General features: G+C 65.5%; 13 protein-coding genes. 9 read left to right on the plus strand and 4 right to left on the minus strand.

Annotated elements, in window-relative coordinates; all coding sequences use genetic code 11:
- Positions 1–144: 144 nt before the first annotated feature.
- The 4 genes from SMD10_RS11060 to iolG all read right to left on the minus strand — a co-directional run bounded on the left by SMD10_RS11060 (position 145) and on the right by iolG (position 5,370).
- Positions 145–1,095 carry a sugar ABC transporter substrate-binding protein gene (locus SMD10_RS11060; RefSeq protein WP_331685749.1) on the minus strand — a complete coding sequence of 317 codons (951 nt, stop codon included), beginning with the start codon at positions 1,093–1,095 and terminating at the stop codon, positions 145–147.
- Between the two features lie 113 nt (positions 1,096–1,208).
- Positions 1,209–2,213: an ABC transporter permease gene (locus tag SMD10_RS11065; RefSeq protein WP_331685750.1), complete on the minus strand. Its 1,005-nt coding sequence runs from the start codon at positions 2,211–2,213 to the stop codon at positions 1,209–1,211.
- A 155-nt stretch (positions 2,214–2,368) separates the two neighbouring features.
- The gene (locus tag SMD10_RS11070) at positions 2,369–3,904 is read right to left on the minus strand and encodes a sugar ABC transporter ATP-binding protein (protein ID WP_331685751.1); all 1,536 of its coding nucleotides are present in this window, start codon (positions 3,902–3,904) and stop codon (positions 2,369–2,371) included.
- A 473-nt stretch (positions 3,905–4,377) separates the two neighbouring features.
- Positions 4,378–5,370: an inositol 2-dehydrogenase gene (gene iolG / locus SMD10_RS11075; RefSeq protein ID WP_331685752.1), complete on the minus strand. Its 993-nt coding sequence runs from the start codon at positions 5,368–5,370 to the stop codon at positions 4,378–4,380.
- Between the two features lie 156 nt (positions 5,371–5,526).
- Here iolG and SMD10_RS11080 point away from each other — a divergent pair, with 156 nt between their 5' ends.
- The 9 genes from SMD10_RS11080 (at position 5,527) to SMD10_RS11120 (ending at position 16,418) form a co-directional block, all read left to right on the plus strand.
- Positions 5,527–7,455, plus strand: a complete 1,929-nt coding sequence (locus tag SMD10_RS11080; protein WP_331685753.1) for a bifunctional 5-dehydro-2-deoxygluconokinase/5-dehydro-2-deoxyphosphogluconate aldolase — start codon at positions 5,527–5,529, stop codon at positions 7,453–7,455.
- A 48-nt stretch (positions 7,456–7,503) separates the two neighbouring features.
- Positions 7,504–8,397, plus strand: coding sequence for a myo-inosose-2 dehydratase (gene iolE / locus SMD10_RS11085; RefSeq protein ID WP_331685754.1), 894 nt, complete (start codon positions 7,504–7,506; stop codon positions 8,395–8,397).
- A 127-nt stretch (positions 8,398–8,524) separates the two neighbouring features.
- The gene (gene iolB / locus SMD10_RS11090; RefSeq protein ID WP_331685755.1) at positions 8,525–9,346 is read left to right on the plus strand and encodes a 5-deoxy-glucuronate isomerase; all 822 of its coding nucleotides are present in this window, start codon (positions 8,525–8,527) and stop codon (positions 9,344–9,346) included.
- Between the two features lie 50 nt (positions 9,347–9,396).
- Positions 9,397–11,226: a 3D-(3,5/4)-trihydroxycyclohexane-1,2-dione acylhydrolase (decyclizing) gene (iolD, locus tag SMD10_RS11095; RefSeq protein ID WP_331685756.1), complete on the plus strand. Its 1,830-nt coding sequence runs from the start codon at positions 9,397–9,399 to the stop codon at positions 11,224–11,226.
- A 140-nt stretch (positions 11,227–11,366) separates the two neighbouring features.
- Positions 11,367–12,386 carry a glycosyltransferase family 2 protein gene (locus SMD10_RS11100; protein ID WP_331685757.1) on the plus strand — a complete coding sequence of 340 codons (1,020 nt, stop codon included), beginning with the start codon at positions 11,367–11,369 and terminating at the stop codon, positions 12,384–12,386.
- Between the two features lie 58 nt (positions 12,387–12,444).
- Positions 12,445–13,446: an acyl-CoA dehydrogenase family protein gene (locus SMD10_RS11105; RefSeq protein WP_331685758.1), complete on the plus strand. Its 1,002-nt coding sequence runs from the start codon at positions 12,445–12,447 to the stop codon at positions 13,444–13,446.
- On the plus strand, positions 13,436–14,158 hold the full coding sequence (locus tag SMD10_RS11110; RefSeq protein WP_331685759.1) for a PIG-L deacetylase family protein: 723 nt from the start codon (positions 13,436–13,438) through the stop codon (positions 14,156–14,158). The genes SMD10_RS11105 and SMD10_RS11110 overlap by 11 nt, the downstream gene beginning before the upstream one ends.
- Positions 14,155–14,781: a class I SAM-dependent methyltransferase gene (locus tag SMD10_RS11115; protein WP_331685760.1), complete on the plus strand. Its 627-nt coding sequence runs from the start codon at positions 14,155–14,157 to the stop codon at positions 14,779–14,781. Before SMD10_RS11110 ends, SMD10_RS11115 begins: the two co-directional genes overlap by 4 nt.
- A 119-nt stretch (positions 14,782–14,900) precedes the next feature.
- Complete coding sequence (locus SMD10_RS11120; protein ID WP_331685761.1) at positions 14,901–16,418, plus strand: sensor domain-containing diguanylate cyclase; 1,518 nt, start codon at positions 14,901–14,903, stop codon at positions 16,416–16,418.

Here is a 16,418-nt window from a genome sequence, read left to right on the forward strand (position 1 = left end):
CGATCGGCGACCGGATTCGCCCACGGGTACGGCACCTTGCGGCCGTCTGCTGTTTGAAAGGTCGCCCCGCCGTGTCCGGCGGGGTCGGCTCTCGCTCGCGGTCCGCCCGGTCACCGTCCCTGACGACGGTTGGCCGCCATCCCTTTATTGGGACATCTTGGCGCGGTCATCGAGCAGCTTCTGCGCGTTGTCCTTCGTGATCATCGTGGCGCCGGAATCGATCCGTTTGTCGATGGTGCCGCCACCGATGACTTCGAGCGCCTTTTCGATGCCCATGTAGCCCATGTCGTAATTGCCCTGGGCGACGGAGCCGTAGAGATCGCCGGCCAGGATCGCCTTCAGGTTCTCTTCGTTCGCATCGACGCCGATGACCGGAACGTCCTCCTTGCCTCTCTGCTGCAACGCGCGCATCGCACCCAGAGCCTCCTCGTCGTTGCCGGCGAAGACGCCGGCGATGTCCGGATCGGACTGCAGGATGTTCTGCATGGCGGTGTAGGCCTTCTCGCGATCGCTGTAGGCGGGCTGCCGTGCCGCGATCACCATTCCGGCCTCCTTCAGAACCTCCGCGGCGCCGTCGCAACGCTCCGTCATCGTCGGATTTCCCGGCGCTCCGTCGAGCAGAACGATCCTGTCGCCCGCTTTGAGCTTCTCGGCCAAGGCCTGACCGCCGGCTTTCCCGGCCGCGAAATTGTCGGTGCCGATATAGGTCTCGTAGTTGGTGTAGCCTTCCGGCATGCCGGTATCGATGAGGAGGACGGGCACCTCCTGCCGCGCGGCGTCGTCCAGAACACCCATCGCGGTGGCCGGCTGTGACGGGCTGAAGACGAGGGCGTCGGGCTCCTGTGCCAGGGCGTCCTGGACCATGTTGATCTGCTGCTCGACCGCGTCTTCGGTCGGCGGGCCGAGCAGGATCAGCTCGACGTCGTGCTTCTTGGCCGCATCCTGCGCGCCCGCCGCGACGATCTTCCAGTATTGGCTGCTGAGCGTCTTCAGGATGACCGCGATCTTGGCATCGGCCGCCTGGGCGCCGGAACACGCCACGCCCATCGAAAGGGCGGTCGCCATCATGGCGATACCGAGTTTCTTGATGATCATGTCTCTCTCCCTGGTTTTCCTTGTTGCCGCGAGCGTCCGTGCGGCTCTCGCGGGCTCCTCCCTTGTCCCCGCCACGCCTTGAGGGCCTGGCCGGCCTTCCATCGTGACGGCGACTATCGCGACGTCATGAAGCGTTGCCGCGCGACGTCGATGGCGACGGCGACGATGATGACGGCCCCGATCGCGAACGTCTGGTAGGCGGAATCGACGTTGAGCAGGTTGAGGCCGTTGCGCAGAACGGCGATCAGCAGAACGCCGATGATCGTGTTGCCGATCGAGCCGATGCCGCCGAAGAAGCTGGCCCCGCCGATGATCACGGCGGCGATGGCGTCGGTCTCGTAGTCGAGCCCGGCCAGCGGATAGACGGCGTTGACGCGGCCGGTCAGAACGAGCCCGGCCAGGGCGGCCATGAAGCCGCTGATCGTGTAGACGAGATTGAGAATGCCGTTGACCCGGATACCGCTGAGACGGCTCGCTTCCTTGTTGCCGCCGACGGCATAGATGTAGCGGCCCGTGGTGGTGCGGGTCAGGAACAGGTACATCAGGATGTAGAGAACCGCCACCAGAATGAAGCTCACGGGTATGCCGAGGGCCTCGGCGCTGCCGAGATATTGGACCGGTGCCGGAAACATGCTGATTGGCGCCGCGCCGGTGATGACCAGGGCGATGCCGCGTGCCATCTTCTGCATGCCCAACGTCGAAATGAAAGGATGCGGCAGCCGCAGCTGGGTCAGCATCAGCCCGTTGCAGAATCCCAGGAGCGAGCCGGTGCCGAGGCAGACGAGGATGGACAGGAAGGGGTTGAGGCCCCAATTGACGCACGCCACGCCCATGACCATGGTCGACAGCGCCAGGATGGCTCCGACCGAAAGGTCGATTCCGGCGGTGAGGATCGCCAGGAACATGCCGATCGAGACGATGGCGCTGACCGCCGCCTGAGAGGCGACGTTCATCAAATTGTACATGGTCAGGAAGCGATCCGACAGCAGGCTCATCACCGCGCACAAGAGCAGCAGGCTCAGAAGCACGCCGAGACTGTAGAGCCTCTGCGCCATCGATGTGCGCCGCAGGATCGTCGGCCGGGCCGATAGGCCCACCGCGGGATTGCTGTCTGCCATCAAGTCCTCCCTCTCACGGCATGCAAACTATGTCTTCGATCGCCCGCCGTGCCTAAGCGGGGCCGTCCCGGCGAGCCCGGATGCCTCCCATCCGCCAACTCGCATGGCCGTCAGATCCTCCCGGAAAGGCACGAACCATCGTTTCGAGCCTCCGCTCAGGCGTATTGAAGGTCGGGCGCGGCCTGGACGTCGGACGCTGCGAACATGATGTTTTCCTGGGTCGCCTCGTCCCGCGTCATTTCGGCCGTGATCCGTCCTTCATGCATGACGATGATGCGATCGCTCATGCCCAGCACTTCATCCATTTCTGAGCAGATGATGATGACGCCGGCGCCGCCGGCGACGAGTTCGTTGATCAGCTTGTAAACCTCGACCTTGGCGCCAACGTCGATGCCGCGCGTCGGCTCGTCGAAGATGAAGATCCGCGCCTTCGACAGCAGCCACTTCGCGATGACGACCTTCTGCTGGTTGCCGCCGGAAAGTTGTCCGACCGGCATGTCGATACTGGCGGCGCGAAGCCGAAGCCCGGTCGCGAGGTCCTGGGTGATCTTGCGCAATGTCTGGAGGTTGAGGACGCCCAGCTTGGCGTAGCGCTCCATCTTGACCATGGTGGAATTGAATTCCACGCTCTGGATCAGGATCAGGCCCTGTTCCTTGCGGTTCTCGGTCAGGAAGGCGATCCCGGCCTCGATCGAATCGCGCGGCTGGCGAATGCGCACCTCCTGGCCGAAGACCTTGATCTGACCGGAGTCCATGGGGTCGGCGCCAGTGATCGCCCGGGCCGTCTCTGTGCGGCCGGAGCCGACCAGCCCGGCGAAGCCCAGCACCTCGCCGGCGCGCAGCGAAAACGAAATATCGTGGAGCACGCCCTTCCGGTTCAGCCCTTCGACGCTGAGCACGACGTCCTTGGGTTCCGCCTTGACCTTCGGATACTTGTTGGCGATGTCGCGCCCGACCATCAACTTGATGATCTCGTCGACCGAGGTCGCTGCCATGTCCACGCAGGCGACGCTCTTGCCGTCGCGCAGCACGGTCACCCGATCGCAGTTCTGCTTCAATTCGTCGAGCCGATGCGAGATGAACAGGACCGCCACGCCGCGCGCCTTCAATTGCGCGATGATGTGGAACAGCTCCTCCGCTTCCTTGTTGCTGAGGCTGGATGTCGGCTCGTCCATGATGATGAGCTTGGCGTCGGCCTGCACGGCGCGGCTGATCTCGATCATCTGCTGCTGGCCCACGCCCAGGGAGCCGAGCCGGGCGTCCGGATCGATGTTCAGCCCCAAGTCCCGGAGCAGCGACGAGACGTTGTTCCGCATCGTCTGGCGATCCAGAATGCCGAGGCGATCGACCCGCTTGATCTCACGGCCGAGATAGATATTTTCGGTCACCGTCAGATGCGGGATGAGGTTCAGTTCCTGATAGATGCAGGCGATGCCGACGTGCATGGCGCGACGGGGATCGAGATGGGCAAGTTCCCGGCCGTTGAAGACGATCGTACCGGCATCGGGCACATGCGCTCCGGTCAGAACCTTGATGAGCGTCGATTTTCCGGCGCCGTTTTCGCCAGCGATGCCGTGAACTTCTCCGACATTGGCTTCCAGGTTGACGCCGTCCAGAGCCACCACCCCGGAGAATCCTTTCGTGATCCCCTGAGCTTTCAGCAGAAGTGTGTCGGTCTCGATGGCAGCCATACGCAATATCCCGATCGTCGGGGATGGATGAGCCTGCCGGCTTCGCCACGCACATTCCGCCACTGGCACTGCGTGGCGTATCGGCCGTAGTCGGCGACCAATTGGATGAACGGTCTTCCAGCCGTCGCTCCGCCAGCCGGGTCTCGGCGGCGGGCGGCGTAGTGCTCCTCCCCGCATTGCATAGGTTCGTCCGCCACCAGAGCGGCCGACGAAGACTACACATGCTCATTCTATCGCCGACGTCTTTCGGCTGGGCGATAATGAAACATGGCTTCTGTAGGTCGTCAATATGGAATTTTTAATCTTCTCTCGGGGGGGGGGGGAGGCAGCCCTGGATCCGCCGCTTCCGGACAGACGGCGACCACGGACACCGTTCGGCCAAACCTCCCGTCCCGTCTTCGCAAATGAGCGCTTGAAGGCTCCCCGCCAGGGCAGTGCCACCATCGCCGGAGATCGGCAATGGTGGGGGCAGATCATCCGATTTCGGCGACCTTGACGGCGCGTCCGGTGCGCTGGCTTTCGGTGGCGGCATCGGCCAGGCGACCGGCTTCATAGCCGTCGAGGCCGGACGGGGAGGGCGCCTTGCCGTTCTCGATGGCGGAGATGAAATGCTCGATCTCCCGGCGATAGGCTTCCGCATAACGCTCCAGGAAGAAGTTCTGCACCGGATCGGCGGCGAAGCCGGACCCGTTGGCGAGCACCACTGTCGTCTCGTAGAGATTGTCCGCCTTCAGGAGTCCCTTGGAGCCGTGCACTTCGATCCGCTGGTCGTAGCCGTAGGTGGCGCGCCGCGAATTCGAGATCTGGCAGATCTTGCCGGAAATCGTCTTGAGCAGAACGGCGGCAGTGTCGACGTCGCCGGCTTCGCCGATGCCCGGATCGACGAGGCAGGACCCGACCGCATGCACCTCCTCGATGGTTTCACCGAGCAGGAAGCGGGCCATGTCGAAGTCGTGGATCATCATGTCTCGGAACAGCCCGCCCGACGACTTGATGTAGGAGACGGGCGGCGCGCCCGGATCGCGCGAGATGATCGAGACCAATTCGACCTCGCCGATCCTGCCCTCGTCGCAGCGCGACTTGAGCGCCGCGAAGTTGGGATCGAAACGCCGGTTGAAGGCGATCATCAGCGGCACCGGGGCCATGCGGTCGAGGACGGCACGGATGCGGGCGCTCGACAGGTCCACCGGCTTTTCGCAGAACACCGCCTTGCCGGCCGCGGCCGCCCGCTCGATCAACTCGGCATGAGTGTCGGTCGGCGTGCAGATCGCGATGGCGTCGATATCGTCCGCGCCGATGATCTCATCGGCCGACCGGACGACAGCCCCGGTCGCGTCGGCCAGTGCCTGCGCCGCAGCGGGCATGGCGTCGGTCAGGGCGACGAGTCGCGCGCGCGGGTGCGACGCGATGTTACGGCCGTGGATCTGGCCGATCCGGCCAGCGCCGAGCAGACCAAAGGACAGCATGGGATTTCCCCTCCAAGATCAAAGCGGGATCAGTGTTAGCGCCATCGGATGGAATATTCAATCCGCATTGACAGTAATTGGAAATTCATATTTCATTTGCTGCGCGAGAGCGATCGCTGTGTGTCGGTCTCGACGCAGACGATGGGAATGGGTTTTATGGTCGCAACCACAGCGAAGGCAGAGCCGCTCGATGTCATCACGATCGGCCGCTCGTCCGTCGACCTTTATGGCCAGCAGATCGGGTCCCGGCTGGAAGACATCACGTCGATGGCGAAGTCCGTCGGCGGCTGCCCGACCAACATCGCCATCGGCACCGCCAGGCTGGGATTGAAGAGCGCGGTCTTGACTCGGGTCGGCGACGAGCAGATGGGGCGTTTCATCCGCGAGCAGTTGGCTCGCGAGGGCGTCGACACCGGCGCGGTGGTCACCGATCCGGAGCGGCTCACGGCGCTGGTCCTGCTCGCGGTCGAGGCCGAGAACCGCTCGCCGATGATCTTCTACCGCGAGAATTGCGCCGACATGGCGCTCACCGAAGAGGATGTCGACGAGGCCTTCTTCGCCCGTGCCCGCGCCATCGTCGTTTCGGGAACGCATTTTTCCAAGCCGAACACCGAAGCCGCTCAGCGCAAGGCCATGGCGATCGCCAAGGCGAACGGCGCCCGAATCTGCTTCGACGTGGATTATCGCCCGAACCTGTGGGGCCTGGCGGGCCACGCCGCCGGCTTCAGCCGTTATGTCGCTTCCGGCGCGGTGACGGAAAAATTGCGGACCGTTCTGCCCGACTGCGATCTGATCGTCGGCACCGAAGAAGAGATCATGATCGCCGGCGGCTCCGACGACGTGCTGTCGGCGCTGAAGGCCATTCGTGGGTTGAGCCCGGCGACGATCGTCCTCAAGCGTGGCCCCATGGGCTGCATCGTCTACGACGGCCCGATCTCCGACGATCTGCAGGCCGGCATTGTCGGTCGGGGTTTTCCGATCGAGGTCTATAATGTACTCGGCGCCGGCGACGCCTTCATGTCAGGTTTCCTGCGCGGCTATCTCGGCGGCGAGGATCTCGCCACCGCCGCGACCTGGGCCAACGCCTGCGGCGCCTTTGCGGTGTCGCGCCTGCTCTGCTCTCCCGAGAGCCCGACCTTTCCGGAGCTCGAGCATTTCCTGGCGCATGGTTCGCCGCATCGGGCGTTGCGCAAGGACGAGACGCTTAATCATATTCATTGGGTGACGACGCGGCGCCGGGAGTGGCCGCGGCTGGCGGCGCTGGCGATCGACCATCGCTCGCAGTTGGAAGATCTGGCGCGCGAGACCGGCGCCGATCCTTCGCGCATTGCCGCCTTCAAGGAACTCGCTGTCGAGGCGGCGGCTCGGGTCGCCGATGGTCGGCCGGGCTTCGGCGTCCTCCTGGACGAGACCTATGGCCGGGATGCGTTCGGGCGTGCTGCCGAGGCGGGGTTCTGGATCGCCCGGCCGATCGAGGCGCCCGGATCGCGTCCCTTGCGCTTCGAGCATGGCCGCGACATCGGGTCGCTGCTGGTCGAATGGCCGGTCGACCACGTCATCAAGTGCCTGTGCTTCTATCATCCCGACGATCCGCAGGCGCTTCAGGACGCGCAGACGGAAACGCTTCTGAGAGCCTATGAGGCGGCACACAGGATCGGCCGCGAGCTGTTGGTCGAGATCATCGCCGGCAAGAACGGACCGCTGTCGGACGATACGGTTGCCACCGTTCTCGACCGGCTTTATCGCGCCGGCGTCAAGCCCGACTGGTGGAAGCTCGAGCCGCAGGCCTCGCCCGAGGCGTGGAATGCGGTGGCCGCTGTCATCGCCCGCCACGATCCATGGTGCCGGGGCATCGTGCTGCTGGGGCTGGAAGCGCCGCAGCCGGAGTTGGAAGCCGCGTTCGCCGCGACCGCCGACACGGCGCTGGTCAAGGGCTTCGCCGTCGGCCGCACGATCTTCGCCGACCCGGCGCGGCGCTGGCTTGCCGGCGCGATCGACGATGAAACGGCGGTGCGGGAGATGGCGGATCGGTTCCGCGATCTCGTCGCCGCCTGGACCCATGCAAGAGAGCCAGTGACCGCCTGACGGGGAAGCCGCAGCAAGACGGTCCTGATTATTCTGGAGGAAACGACGATGATCCGCATCGGTGCCAATCCGATCTGCTGGTCGAATGACGACATGATCGAGATCGGCGGCAACATTCCGCTGGAGCAGTGCTTGTCCGAGGCCGCCGAGATTGGCCTGGAGGGTATGGAGCTCGGCAACAAGTTTCCCAGGACCGGGCCGGATCTGAAGGCGAAGCTGGCCGATTACGGCATGGTGTTCGTCTCGGGCTGGCTGTCGACCTTCCTCCTGGAGCGCGATGCGGAGGCCGAGCTGGAGGCCAATCGAAGCGAGTTGACCTTCCGCCGCGACGCCGGCGCGCAGGTCGTGGTGACCTGTGAATGCACCCGCACCGTCCATGGCAGCAAGGACGTTCCGCTCTCCAGGCGCCCGATCCTCACCGACGAGGAATGGGACCGCTTCCTGCCGCGCATGACGCGCTATGCCGAGCTGGTGAAGCAGGAATACGGGCTGACGGTGGTCTATCACCATCATATGGGCACGGTGGTGCAGACCGAAGCCGATATCGACCGCTTTATGGCTGGCACCGGCGAGGCGGTGAAGCTTCTGCTCGACACCGGCCATGCCCTATGGGGCGGCTCCGATCCGGTGGCGCTCGCCCGGCGTTATCGCGACCGCATTGCCCACGTCCATACCAAGGACGTTCGGCTCGACGTCGCCCAAAAGTCTGGCGAAGAGGACTGGTCGTTCCTCGATTCGGTGCTGGAGGGGGTCTATACCGTGCCCGGTGACGGCACGATCGACTATGTCGCGGTGTTCAAGGAACTGCCGGGCTATTCCGGCTGGGTCGTGATCGAAGCGGAGCAGGACCCGGAGAAGGCCAACCCCAAGACCTACGTGACCATGGGCTACAAGAATCTCGTCGGCTTCCTCGACGAGGCCGGGTTGCGCAAGGCGGCCTGAACCAAGCCTGCGAGCTCTCGGGAGACACCATCTGGACCGGATGCCCGTCCAACTCGACCGAGGCCGCGACGCGGGAAGACGATCCGCGCCTCGGCGGCCGACGGAGCAACGAAGGAAAGGGAGCGTGATGCCCAATCTGCGAGTACGATCCGCGAAGACGAGCGGCCGGTTGATCGACGTGACGCCGGAGAGCGCCGGCTGGACCTATGTGGGGTTTTCCCTGGTCAAGCTCGCCGCCGGCGAGAGCGTCAGCGATGAGACCGGCGACCGCGAGGTCTGTCTAGTGCTGGTCTCCGGCAAGGCGGCGATCTCGGCGGCCGGCGAGAGCTTCGGCACCATCGGCGAACGCTCCGATCCGTTTTCCGGCAAGCCGTGGTCGGTCTATGTCCCGGCCGGTGCCGGCTATACGGTCGAGGCGGCGACCGACGTCGAACTCGCCGTCTGCTCCGCGCCCGGCAAGCCCGGCGCCCATCCGGCCCGCCTGATCGCGCCGGACGGTCTGAGCCAGGAAACGCGCGGCCACGGCACGAACACACGCTACGTCACCAACATCCTGCCCGAGACCGATCCGGGCGCCGATTCGCTGCTGGTGGTGGAGGTGATCACGCCGGGCGGCCACACCTCGTCCTACCCGCCGCATAAGCACGACACCGACGATCTGCCGGCGGAATCCTACCTGGAGGAGACCTACTACCACCGCTTCAACCCGCCGCAGGGCTTCGGCTTTCAGCGCGTCTACACCGACGCCGGGCCGGACGGCCGCCGCGAGTTGGACGAGGCCATGGTGATCGAGGACGGCGACGTGACGATGGTGCCGAAGGGTTATCATCCCTGCGCCGCCACCCACGGCTATGATCTTTACTATCTGAACGTCATGGCCGGGCCGAAGCGCACCTGGAAATTCCACAACGAACCGCAGCACGAATGGCTGCTGAAACAGCCGGGCTGAGCCGCCAGGATGCAGAGGGCCAGCGCGGGCCAAGAACGGGAGCCATGGGGATGAAGACGGTCAGATTGACGGCGGCGCAGGCTCTGGTGCGCTATTTGGCTGCGCAGAAGAACGAAGAGGGCGAGCCGCTCGTCCCGGGCGTCTGGGCGATCTTCGGCCACGGCAACGTGGCGGGTCTCGGCGAGGCGCTGGCGGCGGCAGAGGACGTGCTGCCCACCTGGCGCGGCCACAACGAACAAGCCATGGCGCATGCCGCGATCGCCTATGCCAAGGCCAGGAACCGGCGCCAGGCGATGGCCGTGACCACCTCGATCGGCCCCGGAGCGACCAACATGGTCACCGCCTGCGCCACCGCCCACGTCAACAGGCTGCCGCTGCTGCTCATTCCCGGCGACGTCTTCGCCAGCCGCGAACCGGATCCCGTGCTCCAGCAGATTGAGGATTTCGACGACGCCACCGTCTCGGCCAACGACTGCTTTCGCCCGGTCGCCCGCTATTTCGACCGCATCACCCGGCCGCAGCATCTGCTGACGGCGCTGCCCCGCGCGATGCGCGTGCTCACCGACCCGGCCGACTGCGGTCCGGTCGTTCTCGCCTTCTGCCAGGACGTCCAGGCGGAGGCTTATGACTGGCCCGAGATCTTCTTTGACGAGCGGGTCTGGCGGCGGCGGCGGCCGGAGCCCGATCCGCGCGAACTGGCCGATGCGGTGGCGATGATCCGCGCCGCCAAGGCGCCGCTGATCGTCGCCGGCGGCGGCGTCCTCTATTCCGATGCCTGCGACGAGCTGCGCCGCTTCGCCGAGACCTACGACATCCCGGTCTGCGAGACCCATGCGGGCCGCTCGGCGCTGTCGTGGGAGCATCCGCTCAACTTCGGCGCGCCGGGGGTGTCGGGCAGCGCCGCCGCCAATGCGATTGCCGCCAAGGCTGATCTGGTGATCGGCGTCGGCACCCGCTTCCAGGACTTTACAACCGGCTCCTGGGCGGTGTTCAAGAATCCCGGGCGCAGGATGCTGGCCATCAACGTCTGCTCCTACGACGCGATCAAGCACGATGCCTTGCCGCTGATCGCCGACGCCAAGGCGGCGCTCGCCAAACTCGATGAAGCGCTGGCGGGCCATCGCGCTCCGGCGCCTGATCTCGTATTGCGAGAAGAGTGGCTCGGCGCCGTTGACGCCGCCACCGCCGCGCCCCAGGGGAACGCGTTGCCGACCGACGCCCATGTGATCGGTGCCGTACAACGCAGCCTCGACGAGAACGGGGTGGTCTTCTGCGCGGCCGGCGGCCTGCCCGGCGAGTTGCAGAAGCTGTGGAAGGCGTCGAAGCCCAACGGCTATCACATGGAATACGGCTATTCCTGCATGGGCTACGAGATCGCCGGCGCCGTCGGCGCCAAGATGGCGCTGCCCGATCGCGAGATCTGCGTCATGGTCGGCGACGGCTCCTACATGATGATGAACTCCGAGCTCGCCACCTCCGTGATGCTCGGCATCAAGATCATCGTCGTGCTCCTCGACAATCGCGGCTTCGGCTGCATCAACCGGCTGCAGGTTTCCTGCGGCGGCAAGAGCTTCAACAACCTGCTCGATACCGCGCGCCACGTCGTCCCCTCCGACATCGACTTCGTCGCGCATGCCGGATCCATGGGGGCAATTTCGGAGAAGGTGGATTCCATCGCCGGGCTGGAGGAGGCGCTGGCGCGCGCGCGCCGGTCCGAGCGCAGCCACGTGATCGTCATCGACACCGATCCCTGGCCGTCCACCGAAGCCGGCGGTGCCTGGTGGGAGGTGGCGGTGCCCGAAGTCTCCGATCGCGCCGAGGTTCGCAAGGCGCGCCTCGCCTACGAGGCCCAGATCGAGGAGCGCAAGAGCGTCGATTGACGTCGGGCGCCTGCACCTGGCGGCTTGCCTTTTGCCGTCGCCGGGCCCCGCCCAGGCCGCCACCTGGCTACGGTTTTCCCGGTGAACCTTCCAACGCTTGGCGTGTTTGAAGCACGGTTGGGCGTTGAAGGGGCACGCAGGTGAAAGAGGAGATTGCCTGGGCATTTTCTCCCATCGTTGCGGTGCCGGCGCGCAACGAGTCCCGCCGGTTGCCGGCTCTCTTGAAGGCGCTGTCGTGTCAGGATTGGCTGAGGACGGCACGCCGGCGCCTCCCAGTTGTTCTGGTTCTCAATAATTGCACGGACGATAGCCGGCAGGTGGTCGCCGAAGCTGCCCAAGGGCATGCCGATCTTAAGATCACCGTCATCGACGTGGTCTTTGTCGAAGGCGATGCGCATGTCGGATCGGCGCGGCGGCTGGCCATGGAAACCGCCTCGGCGCTGTGCGAAGAAGCTGAGCGGGCCGTCATCCTGACGACGGATGCCGACGCTCGTCCCGACCGAAGCTGGATCTCCGCCAACCTGCGCCACATCGCGGCCGGCATCGACCTGGTCGGCGGCCGGCTTGTTGGAGACGCGGCTGAAGAGGCATTGCTTGGCCCGGCGTTTATCGAGCGGGCGCATCTGCACCAGACCTATATGACGCTGGCCGATCGACTGGCTTCTCTCGTCGATCCGATCGAACACGATCCGTGGCCGCATCACCATGACCACACCGGTGGCAGCCTCGCGGTCCGCGCCGACGTCTATCGTGCCGTGGGCGGCCTGCCGGCAACATCCTGCCGCGAAGACCTTGCGTTCGTCAGCCGTGTGCGGCAGGCGGGCCATCGCCTTTGCCATCCTCTCGACGTGGTGGTTCATGTCTCGGCGCGCCTAAACGGGCGGGCGCCGGGCGGCATGGCCGACTGCTTGATGGGCTGGATGCGTGACGCTGAGACCGGAGTCCCGTTGATCGTGGAAGATCCCGCCCGGATTTTGGCCCGTTTACGCCGCCGCAGGCGATTTCGCATGCAGACCGTCGATCCGGCGCTCGCCGTGAGTTTGGTCGAGCAATGGGCTCCCGACGAGCCCGACGCGCCGGCTTCTTGTCCGGTCGAGATCGCGATAGCACGGATTTCGACGATGATCGCGGAAGTGACGGAGGGCGTCCGTGCAGCCTGAATTCCACCGCCGTCTGTCGGCCGCGCTCGCCGCAAATTGGGCTGAGGCGGCAGATGAGATGGCATTCCCAGCGGCATCCTTCGATCTCCTGCGTGCTGAAGGGCATGTCGCTGCGCCGCCGATCGAGCCGGGCCGGATCGTCGACCTGATCTGCCTGCTCGCCGCAGTGGGGCGCGGCGATCTCAGCGTCGGCCGGATCTACGAGGGGCACGTGAATGCGCTGTGGCTGATCGAGCGCTTCGGCGACGCCGGCCAACGCCGGCAGTTCGCGGCAATCGCCGAGCGAGGCGGCCTGTTCGGTGTCTGGAACACCGATCTGCCAAGCGACCCGTTGCGCCTGGACGATGCCGTCCTGTCGGGCGCGAAGAATTTCGCATCGGGCATCGACGGCCTCAGTCGCGCCATCGTCACGGTGCCGACGGCCGGCGGCCGGCAGATGATCGTGGTGCCCGTCGACCGACTCGCGGTCGACCGGCGCTGGTGGCGCCCGGTGGGGATGCAGGCGTCGGGAAGCCACATCGCGTCCTTCGGCCAACTCGCGGTCGAGCCGGATTGGATGCTCGGCCCGCCGGACGCCTATATCCGGCAGCCTTGGTTCAGCGGCGGCGCCATCCGCTTCGCGGCGGTTCAGACCGGCGGCGCGCATGCGGTGCTCGACGCGACGGTGAGCCATTTGCGGCAGACAGGTCGGGATGGCGATCCCTATCAGTTGCATCGGATCGGCCGCATCGGCCTGGCGGTTGGGACAGCCTATCGGTGGCTCGATCTTTCGGCCAGGGCCTGGATGGGTGCGCACCAAGAAACGGACGGCGCGTCGGAGCGTCTTCAGGCCACCGCCAATGCCGCGCGCACGGCGGTGGAATGCGCCGCAATGACCGTGCTGGAAGAGGCCGAGCGGGGTGTCGGGGCCGCCGGGTTCATCGCGCCGCATCCGCTGGAGCGGCTGATCCGTGATCTTCGGACCTATCTGCGCCAGCCCAACCCCGATGGCGCCTTGGCGGCGTTCGGCCGGGCCGTGGCCGATGGCGACTGGACGCCGGGGATGCTCGATGGCGACTGATGCGAGGATGATCGATATCGAGGCGCTTTCGACGCGGCGGGTGTTGGTGATCGCGCCCCATCCCGACGACGAGGCACTGGGATGCGGTGGTCTCCTCGCTCGACTCGCGCATCGCGGCGGCCGGGTCCACGTCGTCTTCGTGACCGACGGCGGCGCCTCGCACCCCCGTTCGCAGCATTGGCCGCGAGCCCGCCTGGCCGCGCAACGTGAGCTGGAAGCTGCGGAGGCGCTTCGTCGCCTCGGGCTCGCTGCGCAGGATCGCAGCTTCCTGAGGCTGTCAGATGCGGCAATGCCGCCGCTCGAGACGCCCGATGGCGCCACGGCCCTGAGCACGCTGACCGCGATCGTCCAGTCCTTCGAGCCCGACCTGGTGCTGTTGCCCTGGCGGCGCGATCCGCATTGCGATCACCGCGACGCCTGGGCTCTGACGCAGGCGGCACTGAAGCGAACCGGACTGACGCCGATGCAGCTCGAATATGCCGTCTGGCTGGATGAGTTCGGCGAGCCCGACGATCGGCCGGTGCCCGGCGAGGCTGAAAGGGTCGGCTTCGACATCTCCGATGTCACCCCGATCAAGCGAGCCGCCGTCGCTGCCCATCTGTCGCAGACCACCGACCTCATCAACGACGATCCGGCGGCGTTTCGTCTGACGGCGCAGACCATCGACCGGTTGACGGGCCCGGTCGAACATTATTGGCGGGCGCTCCGGTGAAGGCGATTGATCCCGCCGGCTTCGAGGCGAAGTTCCGGCAGAATGCAGACCCTTGGAACTACGCGGGCTCGCGGTTCGAGGCGTTCAAGCGCGGCGTGCTTCTGCAAGCATGCGGAGCAGGGCAGCGCGGCCGGGTGCTGGAATTGGCCTGCGCCAACGGCGTCACGACCATGGCGCTGCGAACGCGGGTTTTGCGGATCGTCGGCATCGATGCATCGCCGACGGCCATCGAGGCGGCACGGCACCGCACCCACGACTGCGACCGTATCAGGGTGGAGGTCGGCCTTTTGCCGCACGACATGCCGCGCGGTCCGTTCGATCTCATCGTGGTGTCCGAACTGCTCTACTATCTTCCCGAGAGAAATCTCTTCCAAACGCTCGCCCGGCTCCGTACCGCCACGGCGCCAGGGGGGAGGGTGGTTCTCCTGCACCACCTCCTGAACTTCGACGACGCTGCATTCCGCCCCTGGCTCGCCCATGCCGCCGCACGCTCAATCCTTGGCGAAGCGATGTCTCTGTCCCTGGCTCGGCGCTGGGGGCGTTTCGAGGTCCTCGCCTTCGACAATCCAAGTCGAATCCGCCCTGGGACGCCCTGCGATAATCGCCGGAATCGATCCATCTAGCGATGGATGTGTAACGATTTCTTTTGGGATTGCTGCGAGTTTGCCGGTCTGCCGGCGGGGCCGCTGGCGCCTAAACCATCGCACAGGGCCAAAACCGTATGGCGAGCCGATCTTCGAAGATGTCGCTCATACCCCTGGCGCCGCTGCTGCGCACACTGGTCTTGGTCATGTGCGCCGCCATTATCGGCCTGCAGATCTGGGACGGCATAAACGAGCGCGACCGCATCTTTCAGGAGACCGAGACCGATCTGGGCAATCTGTCACGTTCGCTGATGCAGCAGGCCGAGGATTCCTTCGAGATGGCCGATCTCGCCACGAGCGCGGTCGTGCAATCGCTGGACGCGGCATCCGGCACCATGGCGGTTTCGAGTGATGACCTGAAGGCTTTGACCGAACGTTCACCCCGTCTGCAGGCCCTGGCGATTTTCGACGCCGACGGACGCTGGGTCGTGAATTCGTTCGATAGCCAGTCGCCGAACGCCAACAACGGCGATCGCGATTATTTCCTCTATCACAAGACCCATGCGGACAAGACCCTGCACATCGGCAACCCGGTGAAGAGCCGGATGCAGGGGCAATGGATCATTCCCGCGACGCGCCGCTTCGACAAGCCGGACGGTTCGTTCGGCGGGATCGTCGCCGCCACCATCGATGTCGACTATTTCACCGACTTCTTCTCGGAATTCGAGGTCGGAAAAGCCGGCAGCATCGATCTGTTCAACGCCGATGGCACGCTCCTGTCACGCTGGCCTCCCCTGGAGGGGACGATCGGGACGAAGTTGCCGTTCCGCTCGACGTCGGGCGACGTTCCGACAACCGACACCGCCGGGACGAGCCAGATCACGTCGCCCTATGACGGCATAGAGCGGATCATCGCTTATCAGTATGGCGCAAGGTATCCGCTGGCTGTCGTTTGCACGATGGCCGAGGATGAGATCATGGCCATTTGGCGCAACCGCTTTGCGCTGCAGATCGCGGTGGTCATCCTCCTGGCCGCCGTGTTGGGCCATATCGGTTTCAAGCTCGCCGGACAGGTGGCGCGCCGGCAACTCGCCGAGGTGCAACTGGCTGAAATGGCCGCCACCGACGGGCTGACCAACCTCAACAACCGGCGTGAGTTCGATCGGCGTCTGGCGCTCGAATGGGCGCGGGCCGGCCGCGAACAGAAGGCACTGTCCCTGATCCTGCTCGATGTCGACCGGTTCAAGGTCTACAACGACAGCTTCGGGCATCTGGCGGGCGACGATTGCCTGCGGGCGATCGGGGCGACGCTCGGCGGCTTCGTGCGCCGTCCCGGAGATGTGGCGGCCCGCTTCGGCGGCGAGGAATTCGCGCTCGTCCTCTATGATGCCGAGCCGGCGGCCGTGCAAAGCGTTGCCGAGCGGCTTCGCGTAGCGGTCGAGGAACTCGGTCTGCCCCACCAGCGCAACCGGCCGGCCGGCGTCGTGACCGTCAGCCTCGGCTGCGCCACGCTCAATCCGAGCCCCTTCTCGATCCTAACTGAAAGCGTGCTCGTCGCGCTGGCCGACGAGGCCCTCTATGACGCCAAACGGCAGGGCCGCAATCGCACGGCCGTCATGCGCTCGGTGCTCCAGTCGGACAACCGCGCCGATCTCCGGCTGCTCAAGACGGCCTGA

The sequence above is a fragment of the Consotaella aegiceratis genome, assembly GCF_036541425.1.
In the GTDB taxonomy this organism is placed as follows: domain Bacteria; phylum Pseudomonadota; class Alphaproteobacteria; order Rhizobiales; family Rhizobiaceae; genus Consotaella; species Consotaella aegiceratis.